Consider the following 25,793-nt stretch of genomic DNA (forward strand, 5'->3'; position numbering starts at 1 on the left):
TATATAACACCTCCATATATCTATATCTCACATTTTTATATATTACCAGTTTTCCATTTGCTTGTAAAGTGTTTTCTCTTTACACTTGAAATTATTTTTTCTTTTTCTTCTTTTTGTTCATCCGTCTGGCCATTTGCTGCATGGCCATTTTGCCCATTTTGCCTTTCGGGCCTTGTCCAAGGAGACCTTCCATACCTGCAAAATTGCCTTTGGACATCTTGTTCATCATTTCCCTGGATTCGTTGAACTGCTTGATCAGACGGTTGACTTCCGCCAATGATCTTGCGGAACCTTTCGAGATTCGTCTGCGTCTGCTCTGCGACAGAAGCTCAGGGTTTTCGCGTTCAGCGGGCGTCATTGAAAGCACGATCGCCTTCATGTGGGCCACATCTTTGGGATCGATCTTCATTTTGTCCAGTCCCGGAACGTTGCTCATGCCCGGAATCATCTTCAGGAGGTCTTCAAGCGGCCCCATGTTGGTGACTTGATCCATCTGCTCGATGAAATCATTGAAGTTGAAGGTATTCTCGCGGATTTTTTCGGCCATTTCTGCCGCTTTTGTCTCATCAAAATCTTGTTGCGCACGTTCGATCAACGTCATCAGATCGCCCATGCCCAGTATTCTGGAAGCCATGCGTTCAGGGTAGAACGGTTCAAAGTCTTCCAGTTTTTCGCCTTGACCCGTAAATTTGATTGGCTTACCGGTTACGGAACGGATGGATAGCGCAGCCCCGCCGCGTGTGTCCCCGTCCAATTTGGTAAGGATGACACCGGTTATGCCGAGCTGTTCATTGAAGGATTGCGCCACATTGACGGCATCCTGTCCTGTCATCGCATCTACCGTAAACAGGATTTCTGTAGGATTGACGGCAGCTTTGATGTTCTTCAACTCTGTCATCAATACTTCATCCACGTGCAGTCGTCCCGCCGTATCGATGATGACCAGATCGCGTCCATCGAGTTTGGCTTGTTCAACGGCTTGCTTCGCTATATCGACCGGATTTGCTTCGGTACCCAATGCGTACACCGGGAAATCCAATTGTTTGCCCAAGGTCTGCAACTGATTGATTGCTGCAGGACGATAGACGTCGGCTGCGACCAGCATCGGGCGTTTGTTTTCTTTTTTCTTCATGTAATTGGCCAGTTTCCCGGCCGTGGTGGTCTTACCGGCACCCTGCAGGCCGACCAGCATTACGACAGTCGGTGGCTTGGCAGAGAATTGGAATGGCTCCTGCTGCCCGCCCATCAATTCCGTCAGTTCTTCGTTGACGATTTTGATGACTTGTTGTGTCGGTGAAAGCGACTCGAGCACATCCGAACCTAAAGCTCGTTCATTCACTTTTTTGACGAATTCTTTTACGACTTTAAAATTCACGTCAGCTTCCAGCAAAGCCAGACGTACTTCACGCATCATTTCCTTCAGATCGGCTTCCGTAATTTTACCTTTTTTGCCGATTTTGGTCATCGCGCCTTGGAGACGCTCGGATAACCCTTCAAATGCCATATTTGCCACTTCCTTACTGTTTATTCGTCTTTGTCATCCAGTTCTTCCAGATTGTTGATCAAGCTCTGTAAAGTTCTGTCTGCGGGATATTTTTCTTCGGCATAATTCGCCAATTCGTCCAATTTTTTGTTTCGGAGGCTATAGTTTTGCGCCAATTTCAATTTCTGTTCATAATCCATCAAAATTTTTTCGGTGCGCTTGATATTATCGTACACTGCCTGCCGGCTGATCGCGAATTCTTCAGCGATTTCACCCAACGAATAGTCATCGCCATAATACAAAGAAAGATAGCCTTTCTGTTTGTTCGTCAACAGAACATTATAGAATTCATAAAGAGTATTCATATTATTGGTTTTTTCCAGCTCCATCAGAATACCTTCCTTCTCGTACGGATTGTCAAGAAAAAAACTTTACACTTCACTAGATTACCGATTTTGCTGAGCTTAGTCAACCATAAATTGCACTGAAGCGGTGTTGCCGCAACAAAAAGTAAGGTCAGGCCGGCAATCACATCGGGATTGCCGGCCTGACCATGCTTCTGTCGCCTTTTGCTTATGAAGCGTTCCTTATTGGGATGAACAAACCGCTTCGTTATTTTTTCTCAAGCAGGTCTTTCACCAGTCCGTAGATGTACTGTTCCGGATCGAACACCTGCAGATCATCCAAGCCCTCACCCAAACCGACGAATTTGACGGGTATATCCATTTCCTGGCGGATCGCCAGGATGACGCCGCCTTTCGCCGTGCCATCCAACTTCGTCAGGATCAAGCCGGTGACATCCGTCGTCTCCTTGAATTGCTTGGCCTGTATCAAAGCGTTCTGACCCGTCGTGGCATCAAGCACCAACAACGTTTCGGTTGCGCCGCCGGGTATTTCCCTGGCGATGATCCGATTGATCTTCTCCAATTCCTTCATCAGGTTCACTTTGTTCTGCAGTCGTCCTGCTGTATCGATCAGCAGATAATCGTATTTTTCTTCTTTGGCTTGCTTCAACGCATCGTAAACGACGGAAGCGGGATCGCTTTTTGCATCGCTTGTAACGACCGGCACACCGACACGTTCGCCCCAAACTTCGAGCTGTTCGATTGCGCCGGCTCGGAAAGTATCTCCGGCAGCCAACAAGACGCTGTTGCCTTGTTTTTTCAACTGATAAGCGTACTTACCGATGGTCGTCGTTTTCCCCACTCCGTTTACGCCTACAAACAGGATGACGGTCGGCCCGTCTTCATTTATTTTGATGGTAGGCAATTCCGTCTGTCCTTTTTCGTAGATTTCGACCATTTTTTCGATGATGACATTCTTCACTTGTTCTCCGGTGCGCACGTTCTTCATCTTGACTTCATCACGCAGCACATCCGAAAGTGCCAACGTCATATCAAAACCGACATCTGCGGATATCAGCGTTTCCTCCAAGTCGTCAAAAAAATCTTCATCCACCTCTCTGAAGCCGGCGAAAAGTTCATTCATCTTATCCGAAAAGCTTTTGCGCGTCTTCTCCATGCCTTTGTCGAATTTGTCGATGACGATCTTATTTTCTTCGGTTACCGGTGTCTGAACGACATCTTCACCTGTAAATGCGCGTTTTATTCGGTCAAATAATCCCATTTGAACACTTCCTCTCTTATGGCAGCCTGTTTTTACGCAAAGACGAATGTTTCGATTGCGTGTGCGACGCCATCTTCTCCGTTTGTCTTCGTGACGAAGCTCGCCCGTTCCTTGATCTTATCGGGGGCGTTGCCCATCGCGACGCTTACGCCCGCAAAATCCAGCATCGCCAAATCGTTCTCTTCATCTCCGCAAGCCATGACCTCATCGGCAGTGATGCCCAGATGAGCGCATAAAGCCGCGATACCGTTGCCTTTGTCGACTTCGGGATGCATGACTTCAAACAGAAGCGGACGTGATTTCATCATCGAATATTTGCTGTAGAAGTCCGCCGGTATTTTGGCGATCGCTTCATCCAAAACAGCAGGCGCGATACAAAAAACAACTTTATTGAACGCATGCTGTTCCTGAAAGTCTTCGATCTTTTTTTCAACGAACGGCAAGCTCGAGCTTTGCAGGCTCTTGTACAAGGACTCTCGGCCTTGCGGATACTCCGGTTCGTATACAGACTCCAGATCCAGCATGTTCATCGGGATGTTCAGATCTTTGCTCAGATTATAGAGTTCCACGATCTGACCGTAGTTCAACACTTTTTGGGAAATGATTTCCGATGTTTTGTTTTTTTGGACCAAACCGCCGTTATAGGTGATCGAGTAATCTTCCGCTTGAAGAAGGTCCAGTTCATCAACATAATCCTTGATGCCCATGAGCGGGCGTCCTGTACAAAGGACAATCTTCACGCCGGCTTCCCGGGCGCGGTGGATTGCCTGTTTATTCGCATCGCTGATTTTTTTGTCAGGATTCAGCAAGGTGCCATCCAAGTCGAGTGCTATCAATTTAATCATTTATCTTCATCCCCTTAACCTATGTCTTCGTAATCTTCAAATTTGACTGATGCCAGGCGGGATACGCCGGAATCCTGCATGGTCACACCGTACAATGCATCCGCTTCTTCCATCGTGCCTTTGCGGTGGGTGATCACGATGAACTGGGTCAATTCGGTTGATGCTGCCAGGTATTTCCCGAAACGGGATACATTCGCTTCATCCAAAGCAGCCTCCACTTCATCCAAAATACAGAACGGCACCGGTTTGACCTCGATGATGGCGAACAGGAGCGCAATTGCCGTGAATGCTTTTTCCCCGCCGGAGAGCAGGCTGAGCTGCTGGAGTTTTTTGCCTGGCGGCTGCGCGACAATTTCAATGCCGGTCTCCAACAGGTCATTCGGATCCGTCAGCTCCAACGTCGCTTTTCCGCCACCGAATAATTTCGGGAAGGTTTTTTCGAATTGCTTTTTGATCTGGATGAAAGTCTCCTTGAAACGCAAGCGGACTTCATCATCCATTTCGTTCATCGTGTTCAGAAGGTTCCCACGGGCAGACAGCAGATCCGTCTGCTGTTCCGAAAGGAAAGTGAACCTTTCGGAAATGCGATCATATTCCTCGATCGCGCCCATATTGATCGGACCCAGCTCTTCGATGTCTTTTTTCAATTGTTTCACTTGGCGTGCTGCCTCTTCGGGCTCTTGGGTCAACTGATGGTCCTGTTTCGCGGCTTCAAAGCTGAGCCCGTACTCCTCGCTTAAATGCGCAAGGTGATGGTCGATGGCGATTTCATAGCGCCCGGCATTCGTTTCCAGCTTGGCGTGCTCACTCCACAATTTTTGGAGATTTTTATTTTTTTCGCTCTGCTCGGTTTCCTGAGCGGTACGGTTTTGTTCGGTTTGCTTTTTTTGCTCCCGTAGCTGTCTCAAATCTGCATCGAATCCAGCTTTTTCTGCAGTCGTGGACTTCAGCTGCGTCGTGATTTCTTGGATGGTCAGCGTCTCCGTATCGGCCAGCTTGGCGACTTGATCTTGTTTGCCTTTCAGCGAGCTGATGGCTTCCTGCTCCGTTTGGATGCGCTCGGTCGACAGTTTCACGTCACGCCGCAATTGCTTTTCCTGCTCCTGCAGGACCGCAAGCTCTTGGTCTGCTTGCTGGCGGTTTGACTGGACGTCCTGCAGCAGTTTCAAGCGCTCCTCTTCATCCAGGCTGGATTCCGCTATATCCTTCTGAAGCTGGTCGATTTCGCTGTTGAGGACGAGCAAATTTTGTTGGGCTTGTGCCAGTCGCGTTTGTCTGTCCTCTTTCTCTTCAAAGAACATGCGCTTTTCATATTCATGTGCGGCCGATTCTTTTTCTTTTGTTGCGATTTCAGCTGTCACTTGCTGCAGGGAAGCTTCCCTTTGCTGCAGTTCGAACTGTTTGATGGTCGCTTTTTGGCGCTTGCCATCCAGTTCCTCCTGCAGACTTTGTTGCTGTAGCGACCATTTCTCTTGCTCGCGCTTCAGCTGATTGTATTGGACGGACAACTGTTGCACATAGTCGGTCAGCTTGTTCAGATTGTTCTTACGGGCCAATAAGGATGCCTCTTGTTGACGCCTTGTCGCGCCACCCGTCATCGATCCGCCGGCATGGATGACATCCCCTTCAAGGGTCACGATCCGGTAACGGCTCTGCAATTTCTTGGAAATCTGCAACCCTTCCTGGATATTTGACGCTACGATCGTTGTCCCTAACAAACTGCTGACGATCGCCTTGTACATCTCCTCATGATCGATCAGCTCATTCGCGATGCCGATATATCCGGGGCTGTTCGCCAATGTCGTCCGCACAGCCGCGGGCAAAGTCTTGCCTTGGATGACTGTCATCGGAAGGAAAGTGGCGCGTCCCAAGTGTTGGGCTTTCAGAATGCCGATGCATTGGGATGCCGTGCGTTCATCGGCCACCACGATGTGTTGCATCGTGGCTCCCAGAGCGATTTCTATGGCTAAGGTGTATTTTTCGGGAACTTGGATCAATTCGGCGACGGGACCACGGATACCCGGAACGCTTTCCCTTCTCCTTAGCATTTCCTTTACGCCTTGATAATAACTGGCATAACTGTCGTCCAACTCCTGCTGGCTTTCGCGCCGGGCTTCCGCCTGCTGCAGATTCCGGGTTACGGTATCCAGCTCCGCGTTCAGTTGTTGGAGTTTGGAGACGAGCTGGAAGCTATTTTGTTTGCAGTCCTGCAGTTCCGATTCCAGATTGGCATTCTCTTCAACAAACAGGACGTATTCCTCATTCAAAGATTGCTGTTTGGCCTTTAATTGGCGCAGATTCTTCCTGAGTTCGTCGCCTTTCGAAAGGAAACGGTGCTCCTGTTCGGTTGCGAGCGTCATTTCTTTTTTGAGATGGACGGTTGTGTTCCGGTTGCTGGATTGTTCCTGCAGCCTGTTGATATAATCGTTCCGGAGTTGCTGGACAAGTTCCGCCTTATTTTGCGTCAGCTGGGCTTCTTTTTCGGAAAGGCTCGCTCTTTTTTCCGAAAGTTCCTTCCTCGCTTCCACTTTCGCCGCAAGCTCAGTACGCAAGGCCGCCAGATTGGCTTTTTCCGTCTTGATCAGCGCCTCTTTTTCAGCGATGATCTGGGCTTGCTCTTCTTGATTTTTTGACGAGTACATCGCCCGTTGCTGGAAAACTTGCTTTTGGCCTTCCAACTGTTCCAATTTCTGGATGACAGTGACATAGCCGGTCTGCAGTGTTTCCAACTGTTCATCGCACGCATCCAACTTTTGTTTCAGTTCCTGCAAAGCAGTCTGGGTGCTGGCAAGAGAGCGTTCTTCCGTGCTGATTTTCCGGTCATACTCGGCCAGCTCGCGTTTGCTCATTTGCCACTGCGCATTCAGCCGCTCGATTTCGGAAGCGGTCAAAGCGATTTCGATCTCGCTTAATGACGCTTTTTTATCCTTGTATGCCAAAGCCGTTTTCCGTTGGATTTCCAGCGGAGCGAGTTGGCTGTTGATTTCGTGCAGGATGTCCTCGATCCGATTCAGATGCTCTTCCGTTTGGGACAGCTTCCGTTCGGCGCTCGTTTTGCGGTTTTTGTATCTGGCTACCCCGGCAGCCTCTTCAAGGATGATCCTTCTGTCCTCGGGTTTGTTCTGAAAAATCTGTTCCACTTTCCCTTGCGAAATCATGGAAAAAGAGTCTTTTCCGATGCCCGAATCCATCAGTAATTCTGTTATGTCTTTCAATCTGCATGGTTTTTTGTTGATGAAACAATCACTGTCGCCATTGCGGTTGTATCTCCTGGTGATGCTCACTTCGCTGAATTCCAGCGGCAGGAATCCGTCCTCGTTGTTCAGGATGAGGGTAACCTCGGCAATGTTGACAGGTTTGCGTGTCTGCGATCCGGCAAAAACGATGTCGTCCATTTTTTTCCCGCGCAGATTTTTTGCGGATTGTTCCCCCAACACCCAGCGGACAGCTTCCGAAAGGTTGCTCTTCCCACTTCCGTTCGGCCCTACTACTGCTGTCACACCTTCATCAAATTCGATTACGGTTTTGTCGGCGAATGATTTGAAACCCGACATTTCTATTCTTTCAAGATGCAAAGAAAACATCCTTTCCGGTGAAACTTGCTTTTCATTTTATTAGAGATTCCAGAGCGTTCTGTGCCGCTTTCTGTTCGGCGGCTTTTTTGCTTGGTCCTTGTCCCTGGCCTAACACTTTTCCGAAAGCCCGCACTTCCACATCAAACTGCTTTGCATGCGCAGGACCGTCTTCGTTCAGGAGGATATATTGGATATCCACGTCCCCATTCTTTTGCAGTTCTTCCTGGAGGCTGGTCTTGTAATCCATCACATGTGAAAAAGCATCCTCGTTTAACTTCGTGATCATGACTTGGTCAATGAATTTTCTGGCGGCTTCGATCCCTTGGTCAAGGTAAACGGCCCCGATGAACGCTTCGAATACATCACACAGCAAAGCCGGACGCTGCCTTCCGCCCATATTCTCTTCCCCTTTACCCAAACGGATATAGGAGTCGAAATGACAGTCCTTCGCGAAAGCGGACAGGCTTGGTTCGCAGACGATCTGCGCCCGCAGACGGGTCATTTTGCCTTCATGCCACGTATCATAGGTATGAAACAAATAATCGGAGATGACGACTTCCAAGACCGCGTCGCCCAAAAATTCCAATCGCTCATTGTCCTGCAATGCCAGATGACGATGCTCATTCACATAAGATGAATGGGTAAATGCTTCATGCAAAAGTTTCTCATTCTTGAAAACAATCGAGAAATCAGTTGCTATTTGTTTGACTATTTTTTCCAATTCGTTCCCTCCTTCCCTTGAATGGACTCCTTGCTGTCAAGGTACTTTTGAAAATAAAGTCCTTTTTCATTATACGACAAATGCGTGCCATAAGCACGCAAATTTAGTTAACGAACAGTCTGCCGCTGTTCATGCGAAAAGAGGCCTGGACAAAAGTCCGGGCCTCTTCCTCATTTCTGGTAAATAAACGGAACTCGTCTTACCGGACTGGTTCTTCTGATGTCAGTTCGATTGTTTCCCAGCCTCTGGTTGCACCATAGCGGATGTTGAAGTTCTTGACGCGGTTATTGACGGCAAAAATCTGCGTACGCCAGAAAGTGGGGATGACAGGCGCTTCCTCGAACAGCAACGCTTGCCATTCTTGATAGATCCCCGTCCTCGCATTTTCGTCCAAGGCAACCGCAGCGTTGATCTGATCCAACAAAGAATCATTCTCTTCGTTGGCCCAACGGGTGTAGTTGAGAGCACTGGTACGACCGAACATTTCGGTCGGATTGGGATCCATGCCTGTCCCCCAGGTTGCCTGATAGACATCAATGGCCGGACTGTCGGATGCAAGCATGTCATGGAACTTCTGATATTCAATCAATCTTCCTGTGGCGAGCGAGACATCCAAACCGATCTCTTTCCATTGCTGGATATAGTAGGCCACTACCGTTTCCGTCCCGTCTCCCCCTGCAACAGCCGCAAAGTTGATTTCGAGCGGCTCTCCGTCCGGTGTTTCCCGAAAACCATCGCCGTCCCTGTCCCGATAGCCAGCCTCATCCAGCAGACTTGAGGCCTTCACAGGATCGTAACTGAAGCCAACCGCCTCATCATCACTGAATCCTTCGAACGCTGGAGGAACCATAGCGTTTGCCGGCTGCCGCAACCCGTCGAAAAGGACCGCAGCGACAAATTCGTTGTCCAGCGCATATGCCATCGCTTGCCGCAATGCCGCATCCGCCATTTTCGAACTCAGATTAAGGGCGTTGTCGCCTGATTCAACGTCTTGGGATCCCAACTTGAACCCGATGTAAGTTGTCGCCAATTCTTCTCTGCCCAGCAAGGTTATATTGTCGAAATCTTTGTAGCTTTCGTAAGAACTTGCCGGCATGACAGCGACATCGTAATTTCCCGCTTCCATTTCGGATACGATCGTTGCCGAACCGACTACTTCAACAAGGATATTATCCAACTTCGGTTTCCCTTTCCAATAATATTCATTGGCTTCGAAAAGAACCGACTCGCCTGGAATGATCGACTTGACCCGGAACGGGCCCGTCCCTACAGGTTGTTCCCGCAATTGGGACGAACTCATCATATCAGCTACAGGGACACGTTCCAGTTGGTGCCTTGGCAGCGGTTGGCTCCATAAGGCTCCTCCCGCTTGCAAAAGGGACGGATTCAATTCTTCGAAAGCGATGGTGAGGTGCGTATCATCCAAAACTTCGATACCGACAATCGAATCAGTTGTGCCTTCATGGTATTCGGTCATGCCCACAACATTCGCAAAGACCTCTCCATAAAGGGAACCGGAATAGTCCGGATGCCCGATCACCTCATAGGCATAAAGGATATCGTCGACCGTAAGTGCCGCTCCGTCCGACCACTTCAGGTTATCCCGCATAGTGATCGACACTGTTTTTAAATTTTCATTGAGAACAAAAGTGGCCATGCCATCTTGCGTAAGCTGAAACTCCTCATCATACGAAAAAATGGATTCATGTGAAAAACCCATGAGTTCCTCATCATACGCATCCTCTGAAAAAACAGGGTTGAAGACACCCTGGAAGGAGGATTCGGCGACCAGAGCATATTTCAACACTCCGCCGGCGATGGCGGGGGCATCGCTGTTCATGACCGTGTCGAATTCCTGTATGACAGCTGATGAACCAGGCAAGTCCCCGTTCGTTTCCAATAGAACCTCCTTGTTTCCACAGCCGGCCAGCAGCGTAGCAAACAAGAAGGGAACGATCATTTTATTCAGCATAGCTCAGCCTCCTTATTATGCTTGCATTTGTTTAGCATCTGCCGCACGCCGCAATGCCTGTCCGACATAAATGATGCACAACAACAATGCAAAGATGAGTGTGGATGCTGGTAACCATACCCATACATAGTTCTCAAAAACTGCGGGAGAAATGGCATAGCGCAGCAAATTGCCTATACTAGGCACGCCGGGAGGCAAGCCTAAGCCCAGAAAACTCAAACTTGTCTCCATCCCGATATTCCTTGCCAAAGACATAGTCGTATTGATGATGACCAGTGAACTTAAATTAGGCAGGATTTCGCGGAACATGATCAGCAAGTCGTTTGTCCCTGCAGTTCTGGATGCCCGCACATAGTCATGTTTGGCCTCCGCACGCGTTCGGTTACGAAAAACCTTTGATTTCCCTGCCCAGCTGAATGCGCTCATAAGCACTATGAACGTAAAGAGATTGTATTCCGATACGATGGATACCAGCACGAGAATCAACACACTTGCCGGAAGAACCATGATGGATTCAATGGAGCCCATAAGCAAGCCATCCAGGAATCCACCGTAATAGCCGGACAGCAGACCCAAGCCGATTCCTATGAATCCGGTCAAGACTGTCACGGCTGTGCCAGTCAGCAGCGAGGTGCGCGCTCCCAGCAACAGCTGGCCCAGCACATCCCGTCCCGCTTCATCCGTCCCCAAAATATGGTTTTTGCCCGGCGAAGCATACCTGTTCAACAAGTCCACCTGCATGACTTGGCTCGCATCAAAAAAAAGGGAGCCCACAAAGACCAGCAACAAGAGCAAAACTAGCGTACCCAAAGCAATGACCGCCAACTTGTCTTTTCGGAATTCTCCAAGCATGCCGCGGAAATCGACAACAGTTTTTGTTTCCTCATTCACTTCGTGGCTCAAACGGTTCTCGCCCGCCGCAACGGAGGCAAGCTCCGTTTTCAACTCTTCTATTCTGCCTGCTTTCTTTTCTTCCTCCGTATTCAACATATCCCCCCTTTCCTCTTGCTACCTCACCCGGACGCGCGGATCCACAATTGTCAAAATGATGTCAGACACTAATGTGCCAATCAAAGCAGCCAGCCCATAAATAAGCAACAAGGCAACGATGACACTGAAATCGCGTGATTCTAAAGAACTGATGAACAATCGACCGATTCCCGGGTAGGAGAAGATGAATTCGATAAAAATGCTGCTCCCAATGAAACCGGTAATGTCATAGCCCAACAGAGAAGTTACCGGCATACTCGCGTTCCTGAAGATGTGCCTCCGATACACCATGCTCTCCGGAACGCCTTTTGAGCGGGCTGTCAGTACATAATCTTCTTGCTTTGCCTCGATGATACCCGACCTTAAACGTTGGATGTTGCCAGCGGATGCCGAGAGGCCAAAAGCCAGCGCCGGCAACGCTAAGTGTTGGAGCCTATTCCAAAGAGAGGCCAACACGCTCTTCGTTTCCGGCAACAAGGGCATCCCCCGCGTCGGAAACAATTCCAGTTGAAAGCCAAAAAGCCAAACCAGCAACAAGGCAACAATGAAGATCGGCAAGGCAAAACTGATGCTGTTCAAAAAACGAATAACTTTATCACCCAATGAACCGTTAAAACGCCCTGCATAAATGCCTAGCGGAACAGCGATCAGATAAGACAACAAGAGGGAGGCCATAGCCAACCAGAGTGTGTTGCCAAGCCTTGCACCCACAAGAATACCCACAGGCATCCGGTAAGTGTAACTGAGGCCGAAATCCCCTCTGAGCATATTTGCGATCCATTCCAGATACCGAATGTACCAAGGCCCATCCAGGACCGCGCTCGCTTGGATCGCGTCAATGCTGCTCTGATTCATCCCGGGAATGATCAGCCCAGTCAGCGGATCTCCAGGCATCAATTGCGTCAGTGCAAACACCAATAAACTGAACGCCAATAGTTGCGGAATGATAAAGAAGAAGCGTCTCAGAATTCTGTTCCACATCGTTAACGCTCTCCTTTCGATTGTTTACCGGCAATTCGATGCGTTTCCGACAACGGGATCAAATCCCCAACACGACCGTCCTTTGCCAGATAACTCTCCATGCTTTGTTTGTATTCTGATTCTATTTCCCGCCGCAAACGCTTATGCAACTCCCGGTTGCCTGGATCCAAGTTCGGAATTGCGGAAAGAAGCCTTTTCGTGTAGATGTGCTGCGGGTTGAGATAGATGTCCTGCCTGTCTCCGTATTCCACGAACCTTCCTCGGTACATGATGGCCAATTCATCGCACATCTGCTTCACAACGCCTAGGTCATGGGAAATGAACAGATAGCTGAGTTTGTATTGTTCTTGGATGCGTTTCATGTAATTCAGCACTTGCGCCTGAACGGAAAGGTCCAATACCGAAACGGGTTCATCAGCTATGACAAATTTTGGCCGCAGTGCAACCGCCCGTGCCAATGCAATGCGTTGCCTCTGTCCACCGGTGAATTCGTGAGGATACTTCCGCAGCGCATCTTCCGGTAACCCTACCATTTCCAGCAGTTCCAGCACGCGTTTTTTCTCTTCCTGCTGGGAAAGCTGCTCAAAATTGCGCAAAGGTTCGGAAATGATCTGTCCAATTTGTTTTTTCGGATTCAGACTCGCACCCGAATCTTGAAAAATCATCTGGACATTGCGTTTGTGGGCTGATTTCCGCTTGCCTATCGCAGCGGTTACGTCAGTTCCTTCATAAATGATTTGGCCGGCAGTGATCCGCTCCAATCCAACGATCGCTCTTCCGACAGTTGATTTTCCGGACCCTGATTCGCCCACCAGACCGTAATTTTTCCCTTCTTCCAGGGACAGGCTGATGCCGTCGACGGCTGCAAGGCTCTTTTTGCTGGATAAGAAGCCGCTCTTGAGCGGGTAGTGAACCTTCAAATCTTTGATTTCCAAAAGCCCCATCTTATTCACTCTCCCCTTCAAAACGGAAGGACTCATGGCACGTGCACCTGACAAAATGCCCTTTAGAAATCTCGTGCATTTTGGGTGATTGTTCATGTGCGGAAAATGGGATCCATGGAATCCGTCCGGAAAAACGACAGCCCTGTTTAGGCAACTGCTGCAGGGAAGGGACATCCCCTTGAATCACATAGAGTTCCCCGGAATCCGATTCGAGCGCGCCATTCGCTTGCGGCATCGAACGCAACAAAGAACGGGTATAAGGATGCTTCGGATCCGTGAACAGTTCAACGACCCCGGCTGTTTCGACAATTTGTCCTGCGTACATGACGGCTACTCTATCCGCAATTTCGGCTACGACACCTAAATCATGGGTGATCAGGATGATCCCGGCACCCGTCTCGTCCCTCACTTCGCTCAAAAGATCCAATATTTGAGCTTGAACAGTTACATCCAAAGAGGTCGTCGGTTCATCCGCGATGATGATCGGCGGATTACAGGCAACAGCAATGGCAATGCCGACCCGCTGACGCGCATCGCCGGACAGCTCATGCGGGTAGCGTGCGGCTGTTCCTTCCGGATCCTCCAGCTTAACTTGGAGCAACAATTCGCCCACACGCAGCGCACGTTCCTCTTTTGTCATCCTGGTATGATAAAGCAGCACTTCTTCTATCTGCTCACTTACCGTCATCAAAGGATTGAGGGCCGAAAGAGGATCTTGAAAAACCATCCCGATATCGTTTCCTCTTATGCGGTTATAGAGCGTCTCATTCAGATCGATGAGATTCAAGTTCTGATAGATGATCTCTCCCGAAATCCGCGTGTTCGCCTTATTATGGAGTCCGACGATCGTTGTTGCGAGGGTACTTTTCCCGCAGCCGGACTCTCCGACAATCCCCAAAATTTCACTTTTTTCCAGACTGAAGGAAACATCGTCGACTGCATCGTAATAGTTATCCTGCATCCGGAATGCGGTGTGCAATGCGTTTATCTCCAACAAAGGTCTTCCAAGTCTCATCGTGCACCTCCTCTCATGCTTATATAACAAACTTGATGAAATATCTCCTAACATTATACGTTTAAGCACATGCAAAAACAACCGCTATTCCATTCACTTTTAATGCATTTCATATTTTTGCCATAATCAGCCCTCTTGGCCTGAAAAAAAAGCAACATTGGCATTTGAAAACCGTCAACGTTGCTTCTGTCGTTAAATTATTGCGATCCTTATTTTTGAGAATCGATGTAGTCGACTGCATCTCCTACTGTGATTATCCTCTCAGCATCTTCATCGGAAATCTGTACAGCAAAGACATCTTCCAGTTCCATAACGAGTTCAACAATATCCAATGAATCCGCTCCAAGGTCGTTGTGGAAAGTCAACTCTCTCGTAACCTTTGCTTCATCGACACCGAATCGTTCAATAACCATCTTGGCTACTCGCTCAAAAGTAGTTGTATCTGCCAAGCGTTACACCTCCATTATCGTTCCATAACCAATTACATCACATTTACTGAAAATATTTTGTAAAGGCTCACATCTATTTTACCCATACGCTAATCTTTTGTCTATATTTTTTTATTCCTGCTCAGTTTTGTTTACGGGCTGGGCATTCATTTCATCAAAGTGCTTCACGACATCATCGATGACGTGGGAACTGATGATTTTACGGATTTGCTTCACTGTGTGGTAGACAGCGACTTTATCCGCAGATCCATGCGTCTTGACGACCGGCGCCCGCAATCCGAACAGCACGGCACCCCCATGCTTCGAATAATCCATCGTATCTTTGATTTCCGAAAAGGAATCCTTGATCAGCATTCCGCCGATTTTTGTCTTCAAACCGCCTGAAAGCAATTGGGTTTTGATCAACTTCAGCAATGACATTGCCGTCCCTTCCATCGTTTTCAGGACAGCATTACCGGTGAAGCCATCCGTCACGACGACATCCGCATCGCCGAGCAAAATTTCCCGTGCTTCGATATTGCCTGTGAAATTGAGTTCGGAGTCCTCTTCCAACAACACATAGGCTTTTTTGGACAGTTCGCTGCCCTTCGTTGCTTCGGAACCATTGTTCAACAAAGCGATCCTTGGGTTTTCGATGCCTTGCACAAACTTGGCATAATACGAGCCCAAAAGGCCGAACTGGTAGATGTTTTCCGGTTTGCAGTCGGCGTTTGCGCCTGCATCCATCAACAGGAACTGTTCATTTTCTTTGCCGATGACTGGCAGAATCGGCATCAAGCCGGGTCTGTCGATCCCTTTGATCCGGCCGATGATCAATAATCCGGCTGCCAAAAGCGCACCGGTATTCCCTGCCGAGAATAAAGCGTCGGCTTCTTTGTTCTTGACTGCTTGAGCAGCAAGCACCATCGAAGCTTGTTTTTTTCTGCGGATCGCTTTGACGGGTTCGTCGTCGCTCTCGATCTTTTCGGTCGTATGAACGATTGTGATTTTCCCGTTTTCGGCATATTGATCCCCTAAAGCCTTGCGTATTTTGGCTTCGTCGCCAAAAAGCAAAAACTCTAAATCATTAAATTCTTTGGCAGCCATTAAAATGCCCTCTACTATTGCTTGGGGCGCAAAATCCCCGCCCATCGCATCGACAGCGATTTTCATAGATTGTATACCTCACTTTTGTTAGTTTCACTGTAATCTCTTTAACTTCTCTTTTTCGCGTTCGACTGCTTCCCGCAAACTTTCGTAGGCTGGGTTGCTTTCAAAGTCTTGTTCGCGTGTGATTTGGATAGCGTCATTGTGCGCAATATCCAAGATGACGGCATCCCGCACGATATCTCCGGATTTGAAATCGGGCAAGCCGGATTGTTTGTTTCCGAAAAGATCACCCGGTCCGCGCAGTTCCAAATCCCGTTGGCTCAGGTAGAAACCGTCTGTCGACTCCACCATGATGCGCATGCGTTCCTTGCCGTTATCGGTTTTCGGATCGGCAACCAGCACACAATAGGACTCTTTGTCTCCCCGGCCCACTCGACCGCGCAATTGGTGGAGCTGGGATAATCCGAATCGGTCGGCATCTTGGATGACCATCACTGTTGCATTCGGCACGTTCAGGCCGACCTCGATGACTGTCGTCGATACAAGGACCTGCAGCTCGTTGTTTTGGAAACGGCGCATGATCTGATCTTTTTCTTCGGACTTGAGACGGCCGTGCAACAGACCGATTTGATATTTCCCTTTGTAATAGGCCGTCACGGCTTGATGCACATCTTCTGCATTCTTGACATCCAGCGACTCGGATTTCTCGATCAGAGGCGTGATGATGTACGCCTGTTGTCCATTATCCATCTGTTTCCGGATGAACTCAAGTACATTTTCGATCTTGTCCGATTTATTCCAGATCGTTTTGATCGGTTTTCTGCCGTCAGGCATCTGGTCAAGCACCGAAACATCCATTTCGCCCATCGTGGTTATCGCCAACGTTCTCGGGATCGGCGTGGCAGTCATGTACAAAACATTCGGGTTGTTCCCTTTTTCGTTCAGCTTGTGCCTTTGTTGGACACCGAAGCGGTGCTGCTCATCGGTGATGACCAAGCCCAGGTCGGCAAAAACGACATCCTCTTGGATCAGTGCGTGCGTCCCGATAAGGATATGCAAGTCCCCTCCTGCAAGCCGGTTCAACAATTCTTTTCGGTCTTTTGCCTTCGTGCTGCCGGTAAGCAGGGCAATGGAGACATCGGTGTACTCGAACAGGCTCTGCAAGGTGCGATAATGCTGTTCCGCCAAAATCTCAGTGGGAACCATGAAAGCCCCTTGGTACCCGCCCAGGACGGTAGCCATCAGGGCGATCACCGCTACGATCGTTTTGCCGCTGCCGACGTCCCCTTGCAACAAACGGTTCATTTCATAAGGTTTGCGCAGATCCCGGCATATTTCGTTGACGACCTTCTTTTGCCCATCCGTGAGTTCAAACGGCAAAGTTGCTATGAATCCCTTCAGCTTGTCCACATCATAAAGGATCGGAATGCCTCGGTTGTTCGTTTTGCGGCTCAGCTGCAGCATTTGCAGGCGCACTTGGTAAAGGAAAAACTCCTGATAGATGATTTGCCGTCTCGCTTGCTCCGATTCTTCATCATTTTTGGGAAAGTGCATCGCCCGGATGGCTTCCCTATGGCTCATCAGGTGATACGTCTGCAGCAGATGCTGCGGAAGTATCTCGGGAATGACCGGAGCATACAGCTCTATCGCCTGTTTGATCAGATTCAGGATGGTCTGCTGCTTGATCGTCTTGTTGACATGATAAATGGCGGCATAATCATCCTGTCCATTCGAACTGCCGAGGATCTTCATCCCTGCCAAAGTTTGGCGTGCGCGTTCCCATTTACCGAAGATCGCAACCTCATCCTCAAGCATGATTTTTTGTTTCAGGTAAGGCTGATTGAAGAATGTTACCGAAATGATGGCATCCTCGATGGCTAATTTGAATGATAGCCTGCTTTTTTTAAAACCGTAATGGTGGACGACCGGAGCCGTCACGACTTGTCCTTTCAGCGTCACTTTGTCCGAATCCTCGATTTCGTCCAATGTTTTGACTTTTATGTCCTCATAACGGAAAGGAAAATGTGTGATCAGATCATAGATTGTATCGATGCCCAATGAATGCAGCGCCTCAACTCTCTTCGGTCCTACATGGGGCAATTCCCCGACTGGTTCATAAATATCCAATTGCTTATTGTCTTCCGCTTCCATCCGTTCGCCTCCTTTCTTCCGGGAGCAGGACAGTTTCTTTGACCAACCGTTTTTGAAAAAGAAAAGCCGAACAGAGAAACTCGTTCAGCTTTTTCAGATTATTCTACAGAAAGAAGATAACTGTATACCGGTTGATTTCCTTCTTGCACTTCCACTTCCAAAAAGTCATATTCAGCTTCGATGACCGCTGCAATCTCTTTGCTTTCGTTCTCATCGCTGTCTTCCCCGAAGATGATGGTGACGATTTCGCTGTCATCCGTGATCATTTTTTTCAGGGTTTCTATCGTTGCGGCTTTTCTGTCCTTGTCGGCCGTCAAGATTTTCCCGTCGACGATCCCCATGAAGTCGTCCTTGGTGATGGTCAATCCGTCTATGACTGTGTCGCGCACGGCACTCGTGATCTGTCCGCTGACAACATTTTCCAGTTCAGCAGTCATGTTGGCTTTATTGGTTTCCAAGTCCTCTGATTCATTGAAGGCAAGCATAGCTGTCAGGCCTTGTGAGATCGTCTTCGAAGCCACTACAACCACATCCGCTTCGGATACTTCAGCTGCCTGATCTGCAGCCATGAAAATATTTTTGTTGTTCGGCAAAATGATTGTTTTTTCGGCGTTTGTGCTTTCGATTGCCTTAAGGATGTCTTCCGTGCTTGGATTCATCGTCTGGCCGCCATTGATGATCGTGGATACGCCCATGCTCTTGAACAGGGCATGCACACCTTTGCCGGCAGCAACAGCTATCACACCGTAAGGAACTTTTTCAAGTTTCTTGGAAGGCGCATCGGCTTTTTCAAGGACTGCATCATGTTGCATGCGCATATTGTCCACTTTGATTTTCATCAGTGAGCCGAATTTTTGTCCGTAGTTCATGACTTCCCCTGGATACTCGGTATGCACATGGACCTTCACGATTTCGTCATCCGCGACGACCAATAGGGAATCTCCGATTTCGTTCAGATGATTACGGAATGTATCGTAGTCAAAGGTGTCCGTCACGGTTTCGCCTTCACCTAATTTGACCATGATTTCTGTACAATAACCGAATTCAATATCTTCTGTCGCAATGGAGTGCGAAACGTTATGATAATTTTCCTGGTGAGCGATTTCGGTTACATCCGCTTGTGAGATGACCTTTTCGGCGGACGGCACTTTTTCGCCGGTCAAGGATTCCATGAACCCTTCATAAATGTACACAAGGCCTTGCCCGCCGCTGTCGACGACGCCTACCTCTTTCAATACCGGCAAGAGATCCGGTGTCTTATCCAACGCGATCTGCGCGACTTTAAGGACCGTTCCCATCAATTCGATGATGTCATCCGTATGTTCGGCTTTTTTCACACCGGCTTTGGCGGATTCGCGCGCAACCGTCAAAATGGTGCCTTCCACAGGTTTCATGACCGCTTTATAGGCTGTCTCGACGCCGTGGGAAAAAGCCTCAGCAAAATCAGCCGTATTCAAGATTGCTTTCCCTTCGATCGCCTTCGAAAAGCCACGGAACAGCTGGGATAATATGACGCCTGAGTTCCCTCTCGCCCCCATCAATAAGCCTTTAGCCAAGTCCGATCCTAATTGATCTATTTTTGTAGCATCCGACAGCCTGACCCGTTCAGCTCCGGATGTGAATGATAAATTCATGTTTGTGCCCGTGTCTCCATCCGGAACGGGGAACACGTTCAAAGAATTCACATATTCTGCATTCTCACTAAGACGTTCGGCGCCGATTGCGACCATCGCCTTAAAGTCTTCCGCTGTTAGTTGAGTTTTCTTCACCTTATAGTCCTCCTTCACCATATAAAACATGGTGATCTGTAATCTTTAGTCCTTTAATACTCTTACGCCTTGGACGAACACATTCACTGTATTTGCGGAAAAGCCCAACATCATTTCAAGATTATATTTGACTTGTGTTTGAACATTCCGGCAAATTTCAGAAATTTTTGTTCCGTAGAGTACAATGATATAAACATCAACAGCTACTCCATTTTCTTCTTGTCGAATCACGGCACCGCGTGAATAGTTCTCTTTTTTCAATATTTCACTGATATTATCTCTGATTTGATTTTTGCTGGCCATGCCGACAACTCCATAATTATCCGTCGCGGCGCCGCCTACTACCGTAGCGATCACGTCGTTCGATAAGTCAACCATCCCATATTGTGTTTGGATTTTAACTGCCATTTATAATAGCCTCCTTAATGTATGCACACAATCGTTAATTACAAATTATGATAGCATATTTTATACAAAAGAAATAACTTTTTGCGATTAAATTTCTTATTTCCGATCGATTTACGGCAATTCTGACTTTTTTCCGAAATATTTCCGGGGTTTTCCCAGCTCCCGTTCCTTGCTCTGTGAGGATAGTCAAATGCGGATATTTGATGAGGGCAGGATAAAAAAAACAGCTGTCAAGTATTTTTCCTTTAAAACAGTTGCATTCACTTTTGAATTATGATAAATTAATCAAGTGTATGAATTGGAAAGAAGCTTTGCTTCTGTAACAGCAAAGGAGGAAAGAAAATGTCAAAAGAATGTTTCGTAACAGGACGTAAAAGCCGTTCAGGTAATAACCGTTCCCACGCTATGAACTACACAAAACGTACTTTCAAACCAAACTTACAAAAAGTTCGTATCTTAGTCGATGGAAAACCTAAAAAAGTATGGGTTTCAGCTCGAGCTTTGAAATCTGGTAAAGTTGAAAGAGTATAAAAATATAGATGAGCCCAGGGACCATGCCATGATTCCAGCTCATCTTTTTTTTATTCAGAAAATCTATTATGTGCAAAGTAAAGGAAAGAGGCCGCGGCAAAAGCGCAGCCTCTTTGCTTTATTTGCGTTTGTCAGCACTTTGGATGACGGCCAGAACACCGGATTCAAAAGAAAAATGCATCTCGGCCTCTTCAAACTCATTGCTGACCAAAGCTATCGGGTAATCATAATCTTTTCCGCTCAAAGGATAGACAACTCCCGTCAGGGTCAATTTCTTGATGGGGGTCATGCCAATGAACGACAAATATTTTTTGCTCGTTTCTTTTTCCAGCACATAACTGCCGGGCATATAAAACCGCAAGGTATTATGCCGATCCATTAGACTGATTCTGCCTGCCATCCCTTTCACGACCGGATGGAACGCCAACCACAGATTGCTCATCAGATGGTCCAAACGCCCTCCGAAGGCACCCAAAAGAATGATTTCTTCCGGATTAAACGTTTCAAGCGCATAGGCAATGGCCGCCTCGGTATCCGTTTCATCTTTTTGCGCAGGAAGGATGCGGCAGACGCGGCTTTTCTTTTTGATTTCTTCCATTTCTTGCGGGGTGACGGAATCAAAATCCCCGATGGCCGCATCGAAATGTGTGCACAGCTGGGCAAGCGTCAACGCTCCGCGGTCTGCACCGATCAACCGATGACTTTCCGAAAAACGGTGGACCAAGGCGGCGACATCCGTCTGGTCGCCGCCGACCACAATCACCACTTTCTCAGACCGCATTATGGCAAGCATCCTTCAATCGGCTGATGGCCGCTGCTGGATTTTCATCGTCATAAATGTAAGAACCAGCTACGAATACATCCGCACCTGCCTGAATGCACTTGACGATCGTCTCATGGGTAATGCCGCCATCGACTTCAATTTCGTAATGATAGCCATGCTTTTCGCGCAAGGTAGCCAGCTCTTGGATTTTGTCCAAAGTGCTTTCGATGAAGCCTTGGCCCCCGAACCCCGGGTTGACGGTCATGACGAGCACCATATCGACATCGCCCAAAACGGGTTTGATGACGTCTACGCTTGTTCCCGGATTGATGACGACGCCGGCTGCGATGTTTTCATTTTTGATCATCTGAATCGCGCCATGGATGTGGGCAGTAGCCTCCGCGTGAATCGTGATGATATCCGCGCCGGCCCTGGCGAAAGCCGGGATCAGATTTTCAGGTGTGTTTACCATCAAATGGCAATCCAACGGTAATTTTGTGTGCGGACGGATTGCCTGCACAACATTTGGGCCCAACGTCAAATTGGCAACGAATTGGCCGTCCATGGCATCGATGTGGATATAATCGGCACCAGCTTGTTCGACCAACTTAACGTCCCGCTCTAAATTCGCGAAATCAGCACTTAATATGGATGGAGCAATTTTCATTTTCACACACACCTTATCTCTTATTTTTTTTTATGTACATCGGTTTGCGTCCGACGATTTCCTCATGGAATTGCAGATAGTGTTCGTATCTGTACGGGGCAACCTCCCCGGAGGCAACTGCCTCTTTCACCCTGCAATTCGGCTCGTTGATGTGCATGCAGCCGCCGAATCGGCATTGATCACGCAGCGCTTCAAAGTCCGGGAAAAAGGAAGGCAGATCGACCGCTTCAATGTCGATCAAGTCAATTGTACTGAAACCAGGGGTATCGGCAATCAGAGCCTCCCCAACCGGATGCAACTCGACATGCCGCGTCGTATGGCGGCCCCTGCCCAAAGCGGTCGAGATTTCGCCTGTCAGCAAATCCAATTCGGGCATCAGTTGATTCAACAAAGTGGATTTCCCGGCGCCGGATTGGCCCATAAACACCGCCATCCCTTTGCCCATGGTCCTGACCAGCTCCTCCAAAGACGAGGCTCCTTCAGGATAATCCGATAAGATCATTTTGTATCCGATCGATTCATAATAGGTTTTATATTGAAGCATGTCCGTCTTGGCTTTTTCATCCAACAGATCAATTTTCGTGACGTAGATGATGGGACTGATGTTGTTTGCTTCCAGGTAAACCAGGAAACGATCCACCAGATAGGAAGAAAAATCGGGTTCGATCGCCGACATCACGATAACGCCAAAATCGACATTCGCCACAGTCGGGCGAATCAATTCATTTTTCCTTGGGTAGATGTCCAGCAGAACGCCCTCCGTCAAGTTGTCACTTTCGAAATCGACAAAATCCCCAATAAGCGGAGCCATGTTTTTCACGCGGAAGTTCCCTCTTCCTCTCGTCTGATACGTTTGACCGTCCACATACACATAATAAAATCCGCTTATTGCTTTCCTGACTTGTCCTTTTTGCAAATCGACAACGCCTCCTAGTTTAGTTCTTTCTCTCTATTCTACACTGTTCTACAAAAAAATGACAAACCATTTTGATGTTTGTCATTTTTTGTAGCCTATTTGTTTCTATTGTGTTAGTTCAGAAGCTTCGTTGATGACTTCGCCATCCCTTTCGATCCGGTAGGAAGCAGAGCTGCCTTCCAGAATACGGAAATTCAACGTCACGACCTCATCCGCCGCTATATCGAACTCACGGAATACGTCACTGAGGGCATGATCCTCGTCCTCTATGTAGATGACGATATGGTTCGGCTCATTGGAAGAACTGCTGCTGGCCGCATTGCTGGCCGCATTTTCACTGCCTTGACTGTTGCTGCTCTCGGAAGCGGGTTCCGATACGGCTGCTGCGAGATAAGGAATCGTAATGGTGCGGCTGAAGGAAACAACTTGCGGCTCTTCAGGACCTATCGAAATCACCACACTCAAGGCATCACCGGATACAAAAGCGGATCCGCCTGCCAGACTTTGGCTTACGACCAGACCTGCTGCAATCGTGTCTGAGTACGCTTCAGTGACCGTCAATGAGAGCCCGTATTGCCCTGCATAATCCTCGACGCTTTTTCGCGTATATCCCGATAGATCGCGCATCGTATAGGATTCATTTCCGTCGCTCACAAGAAACGACAGCGTAGTTTCGCTTGGTCTAACTTCCGCGCCAGGCTCTAAGCTTTGGCTGATGATATTGCCTGAAGCGACTTCGCTGCTGAATTCGTGTGTCCTTTCGATCGTAAAGCCTTCTTTGCGCAAGTCTTCCAGAACACTTTCATATTCTTGGCCTTCATAGTCGAGAAGCGTGAACAATTCCTCACCCAGACTGATGACCAGGTCGATTTCAGCACCGGCTTCAACGGTTGCCCCGATTTTTGGTGACGTTTCAATGACAGCATCTTCTTCGACTTCATCGCTGTATTCTTCCGTTATATCACCTAAAACCAATCCTGCGTCTTCCAGTGCGAGCCGCGCGCTGGCTTGATCCATATTGGACACATCCGGAACAGTCAGCGCATCCGCTTCCTGGTTATTGTAAAAGAAGAAGAAAAAGCTGGCGATCAGACCCAGCAGCAACACGCCGAAGAGAACGAATGTCCAGTTCTTGCGTTTTTTCTTTCCTCCAGCTGCCTCTCGCCCTGACTCGTATTCGTGGATCGGTTCAGCTTTAACGCTCGGTGGCGGCGAAACGATCGTGTTCCCGCTGTCCGCTTTGGCCACTACTTCAGCGGATAGAGGGGTGAGTACTTTAGTTTCCTGCAACAGCGATACCGGCATAAAAGGTGCTTCGTGCAAGCGTTCCTCATTCAGGCAAGTATCGAGATCCGCCATCATTTCTTCACAGGTAGCGTAACGGTCCAACGGTTCTTTCGCCGTGGCCTTCAGAATGACATTTTCCAAACTTTGAGGAATCTCCGGATGGTTTTCCCGGATGAAAGGCATCGGTTCCTGAAAATGCTTCAAGGCGACGCTGACAGCCGACTCCCCATCGAAAGGAACCTTCCCGCTGAGCAATTCATACAGGACAACCCCTAAAGCGTAGATGTCGGATTTTGAAGTGGCCATACTGCCTCTGGCTTGCTCCGGAGACAAATAATGAACGGAGCCCAACAGCGTATTCGTCTGGGTGATCGATGTTTCCGAAAGCGCAACCGCAATGCCGAAATCGGTAATTTTGATGCGATCCTGATTATCGATCAGAATATTCTGTGGCTTGATGTCCCTATGGATGATCCGGTTTTTGTGGGCCAATGCCACAGCCGACAAAACTTGGTGCATGATATGGATCGACTTCTCCGGCGAAACCCTGCCTTGAATGTCGATGTATTTTTTCAGATCCGTGCCATCGATGAATTCCATCACGATGTATTGCAATTCATCTTCTTCATCCACATCATATACACCTACGATGTTGGGATGGATCAATTGCGTGGCTGAGAGGGCTTCACGTTGGAAACGGCGCAGGGCATCCTTGTTGTTGCGGAAGTCAAAGCGCAATACTTTGATGGCGACCGGACGATCCAGAATCAGATCATGGCCCAGGTAAACGTTCGCCATCCCGCCGCTTCCGATATGCCGGACGATTTTATAGCGGCCGCCTAATTTCTTTCCTGCCTCCACAGCGGTTCCCCCTCTCTATCCGTAAAATCAGCCAAAAGGGCTGTGATATTGTCCAGGCCGCCAGCCTCATTCGCTTTATCGACCAATGAAAGGACTTTTTCTTCAAGAGGAAGCCAATCCTTCAGAATTTGGGCGATTTCTTCATCATCCATCATATTGGTCAAACCATCGGAGCAAAGCAACAACAGATCCCCCTGCACAAGTGGCATGGCCATGATATCGATATCCAGTTTCCGGGAAACGCCCAAGGAGCGCGTCAAAATATTCTTTCTTGGATGATGCTGCGCTTCTTCCGGGGTTATTTCCCCTGATTTGATGAATTCATTCACCAAGGAATGGTCTTCCGTGATTTGACGGAGTTTATAATTTCTATAGACATAAGCCCGACTGTCGCCGATATTGGCAATAATGATTTCCTTGCCCACAACGGCTGCCGCCACCAAAGTCGTACCCATTCCATCCAGGTCGCTGTAATCCAATGATTTTTGAAAAACCAGATCATTGACGCGCTGGATGTTGGCGATCAGCCAACGGGACAATTCTTCGCTGTTCGTGAAGCGGGATCCTTTCCAGGCTGCACCCAGATGGGATACCCCCATTTCGCTGGCGACGTCACCAGCCTTATGGCCACCCATGCCATCGCATACGATCATGAGCGGCTGCTGGGCTTCATTCACGAAATAACCCACATAATCTTGATTGATTGCTCTATTTTTGCCTCTATCACTTTTGAAGGCTATCTGCATTCTT

At 48.3% G+C, this 25,793-nt stretch carries 22 protein-coding genes; 1 reads left to right on the forward strand and 21 read right to left on the reverse strand.

The genetic code is table 11. The features are described from left to right. Positions 1–91: 91 nt before the first annotated feature. The 16 genes from ffh to C7R73_RS00960 all read right to left on the reverse strand — a co-directional run bounded on the left by ffh (position 92) and on the right by C7R73_RS00960 (position 20,018). Positions 92–1,504, reverse strand: a complete 1,413-nt coding sequence (ffh, locus tag C7R73_RS00885; RefSeq protein WP_106448699.1) for a signal recognition particle protein — start codon at positions 1,502–1,504, stop codon at positions 92–94. 20 nt (positions 1,505–1,524) lie between these two features. Further along, positions 1,525–1,872, reverse strand: a complete 348-nt coding sequence (locus tag C7R73_RS00890; protein WP_086628138.1) for a putative DNA-binding protein — start codon at positions 1,870–1,872, stop codon at positions 1,525–1,527. Between the two features lie 223 nt (positions 1,873–2,095). Continuing rightward, a complete protein-coding gene (gene ftsY, locus C7R73_RS00895; protein WP_106448700.1) occupies positions 2,096–3,109 on the reverse strand; it encodes a signal recognition particle-docking protein FtsY in 1,014 nt (337 codons plus the stop codon). Between the two features lie 32 nt (positions 3,110–3,141). Further along, positions 3,142–3,954 (reverse strand): sugar-phosphatase, encoded by an 813-nt coding sequence (gene yidA / locus C7R73_RS00900; RefSeq protein WP_106448701.1) that lies wholly within the window; start codon positions 3,952–3,954, stop codon positions 3,142–3,144. Positions 3,955–3,968: 14 nt separating this feature from the next. Beyond that, positions 3,969–7,529, reverse strand: coding sequence for a chromosome segregation protein SMC (gene smc / locus C7R73_RS00905; RefSeq protein ID WP_414718251.1), 3,561 nt, complete (start codon positions 7,527–7,529; stop codon positions 3,969–3,971). 31 nt (positions 7,530–7,560) lie between these two features. Beyond that, the gene (gene rnc / locus C7R73_RS00910; RefSeq protein ID WP_106448703.1) at positions 7,561–8,250 is read right to left on the reverse strand and encodes a ribonuclease III; all 690 of its coding nucleotides are present in this window, start codon (positions 8,248–8,250) and stop codon (positions 7,561–7,563) included. Between the two features lie 199 nt (positions 8,251–8,449). Continuing rightward, complete coding sequence (locus tag C7R73_RS00915) at positions 8,450–10,222, reverse strand: oligopeptide ABC transporter substrate-binding protein (RefSeq protein WP_106448704.1); 1,773 nt, start codon at positions 10,220–10,222, stop codon at positions 8,450–8,452. Positions 10,223–10,237: 15 nt separating this feature from the next. Beyond that, positions 10,238–11,074, reverse strand: a complete 837-nt coding sequence (locus tag C7R73_RS00920) for an ABC transporter permease (protein ID WP_414718252.1) — start codon at positions 11,072–11,074, stop codon at positions 10,238–10,240. Between the two features lie 156 nt (positions 11,075–11,230). Further along, a complete protein-coding gene (locus tag C7R73_RS00925) occupies positions 11,231–12,193 on the reverse strand; it encodes an ABC transporter permease (RefSeq protein ID WP_106448706.1) in 963 nt (320 codons plus the stop codon). A gap of 2 nt (positions 12,194–12,195) precedes the next feature. Continuing rightward, a complete protein-coding gene (locus tag C7R73_RS00930; protein ID WP_106448707.1) occupies positions 12,196–13,137 on the reverse strand; it encodes an ATP-binding cassette domain-containing protein in 942 nt (313 codons plus the stop codon). Between the two features lies 1 nt (position 13,138). Beyond that, positions 13,139–14,152, reverse strand: a complete 1,014-nt coding sequence (locus tag C7R73_RS00935) for an ABC transporter ATP-binding protein (protein ID WP_106448708.1) — start codon at positions 14,150–14,152, stop codon at positions 13,139–13,141. Between the two features lie 209 nt (positions 14,153–14,361). Then, positions 14,362–14,601, reverse strand: coding sequence for an acyl carrier protein (gene acpP, locus C7R73_RS00940; protein WP_106448709.1), 240 nt, complete (start codon positions 14,599–14,601; stop codon positions 14,362–14,364). 111 nt (positions 14,602–14,712) lie between these two features. Next, on the reverse strand, positions 14,713–15,753 hold the full coding sequence (gene plsX / locus C7R73_RS00945) for a phosphate acyltransferase PlsX (protein WP_106448710.1): 1,041 nt from the start codon (positions 15,751–15,753) through the stop codon (positions 14,713–14,715). Positions 15,754–15,780: 27 nt separating this feature from the next. Continuing rightward, positions 15,781–17,841, reverse strand: a complete 2,061-nt coding sequence (gene recG / locus C7R73_RS00950) for an ATP-dependent DNA helicase RecG (protein WP_106448711.1) — start codon at positions 17,839–17,841, stop codon at positions 15,781–15,783. A gap of 98 nt (positions 17,842–17,939) precedes the next feature. Beyond that, positions 17,940–19,610: a DAK2 domain-containing protein gene (locus tag C7R73_RS00955; RefSeq protein ID WP_106448712.1), complete on the reverse strand. Its 1,671-nt coding sequence runs from the start codon at positions 19,608–19,610 to the stop codon at positions 17,940–17,942. A gap of 45 nt (positions 19,611–19,655) precedes the next feature. Next, complete coding sequence (locus tag C7R73_RS00960; protein WP_086941655.1) at positions 19,656–20,018, reverse strand: Asp23/Gls24 family envelope stress response protein; 363 nt, start codon at positions 20,016–20,018, stop codon at positions 19,656–19,658. A gap of 342 nt (positions 20,019–20,360) precedes the next feature. Between C7R73_RS00960 and rpmB the strand changes: the two genes are divergently transcribed. Next, on the forward strand, positions 20,361–20,549 hold the full coding sequence (rpmB, locus tag C7R73_RS00965) for a 50S ribosomal protein L28 (protein WP_068562155.1): 189 nt from the start codon (positions 20,361–20,363) through the stop codon (positions 20,547–20,549). Between the two features lie 118 nt (positions 20,550–20,667). Here the strand turns inward: rpmB and C7R73_RS00970 are convergent, their stop codons facing one another. From C7R73_RS00970 to C7R73_RS00990, 5 genes are all read right to left on the reverse strand, one after another. Beyond that, positions 20,668–21,330: a thiamine diphosphokinase gene (locus C7R73_RS00970; protein ID WP_161525834.1), complete on the reverse strand. Its 663-nt coding sequence runs from the start codon at positions 21,328–21,330 to the stop codon at positions 20,668–20,670. Further along, complete coding sequence (gene rpe / locus C7R73_RS00975) at positions 21,320–21,979, reverse strand: ribulose-phosphate 3-epimerase (protein WP_106448714.1); 660 nt, start codon at positions 21,977–21,979, stop codon at positions 21,320–21,322. Before rpe ends, C7R73_RS00970 begins: the two co-directional genes overlap by 11 nt. A gap of 13 nt (positions 21,980–21,992) precedes the next feature. Next, complete coding sequence (gene rsgA / locus C7R73_RS00980) at positions 21,993–22,895, reverse strand: ribosome small subunit-dependent GTPase A (protein WP_106448715.1); 903 nt, start codon at positions 22,893–22,895, stop codon at positions 21,993–21,995. A gap of 105 nt (positions 22,896–23,000) precedes the next feature. Further along, positions 23,001–25,043, reverse strand: a complete 2,043-nt coding sequence (gene pknB / locus C7R73_RS00985) for a Stk1 family PASTA domain-containing Ser/Thr kinase (protein WP_106448716.1) — start codon at positions 25,041–25,043, stop codon at positions 23,001–23,003. Continuing rightward, complete coding sequence (locus C7R73_RS00990) at positions 25,022–25,789, reverse strand: Stp1/IreP family PP2C-type Ser/Thr phosphatase (RefSeq protein ID WP_106448717.1); 768 nt, start codon at positions 25,787–25,789, stop codon at positions 25,022–25,024. The genes pknB and C7R73_RS00990 overlap by 22 nt, the downstream gene beginning before the upstream one ends. Positions 25,790–25,793: the final 4 nt, after the last annotated feature.

The organism is Trichococcus alkaliphilus, assembly GCF_003008695.1.
In the GTDB taxonomy this organism is placed as follows: Bacteria; Bacillota; Bacilli; order Lactobacillales; family Aerococcaceae; genus Trichococcus; species Trichococcus alkaliphilus.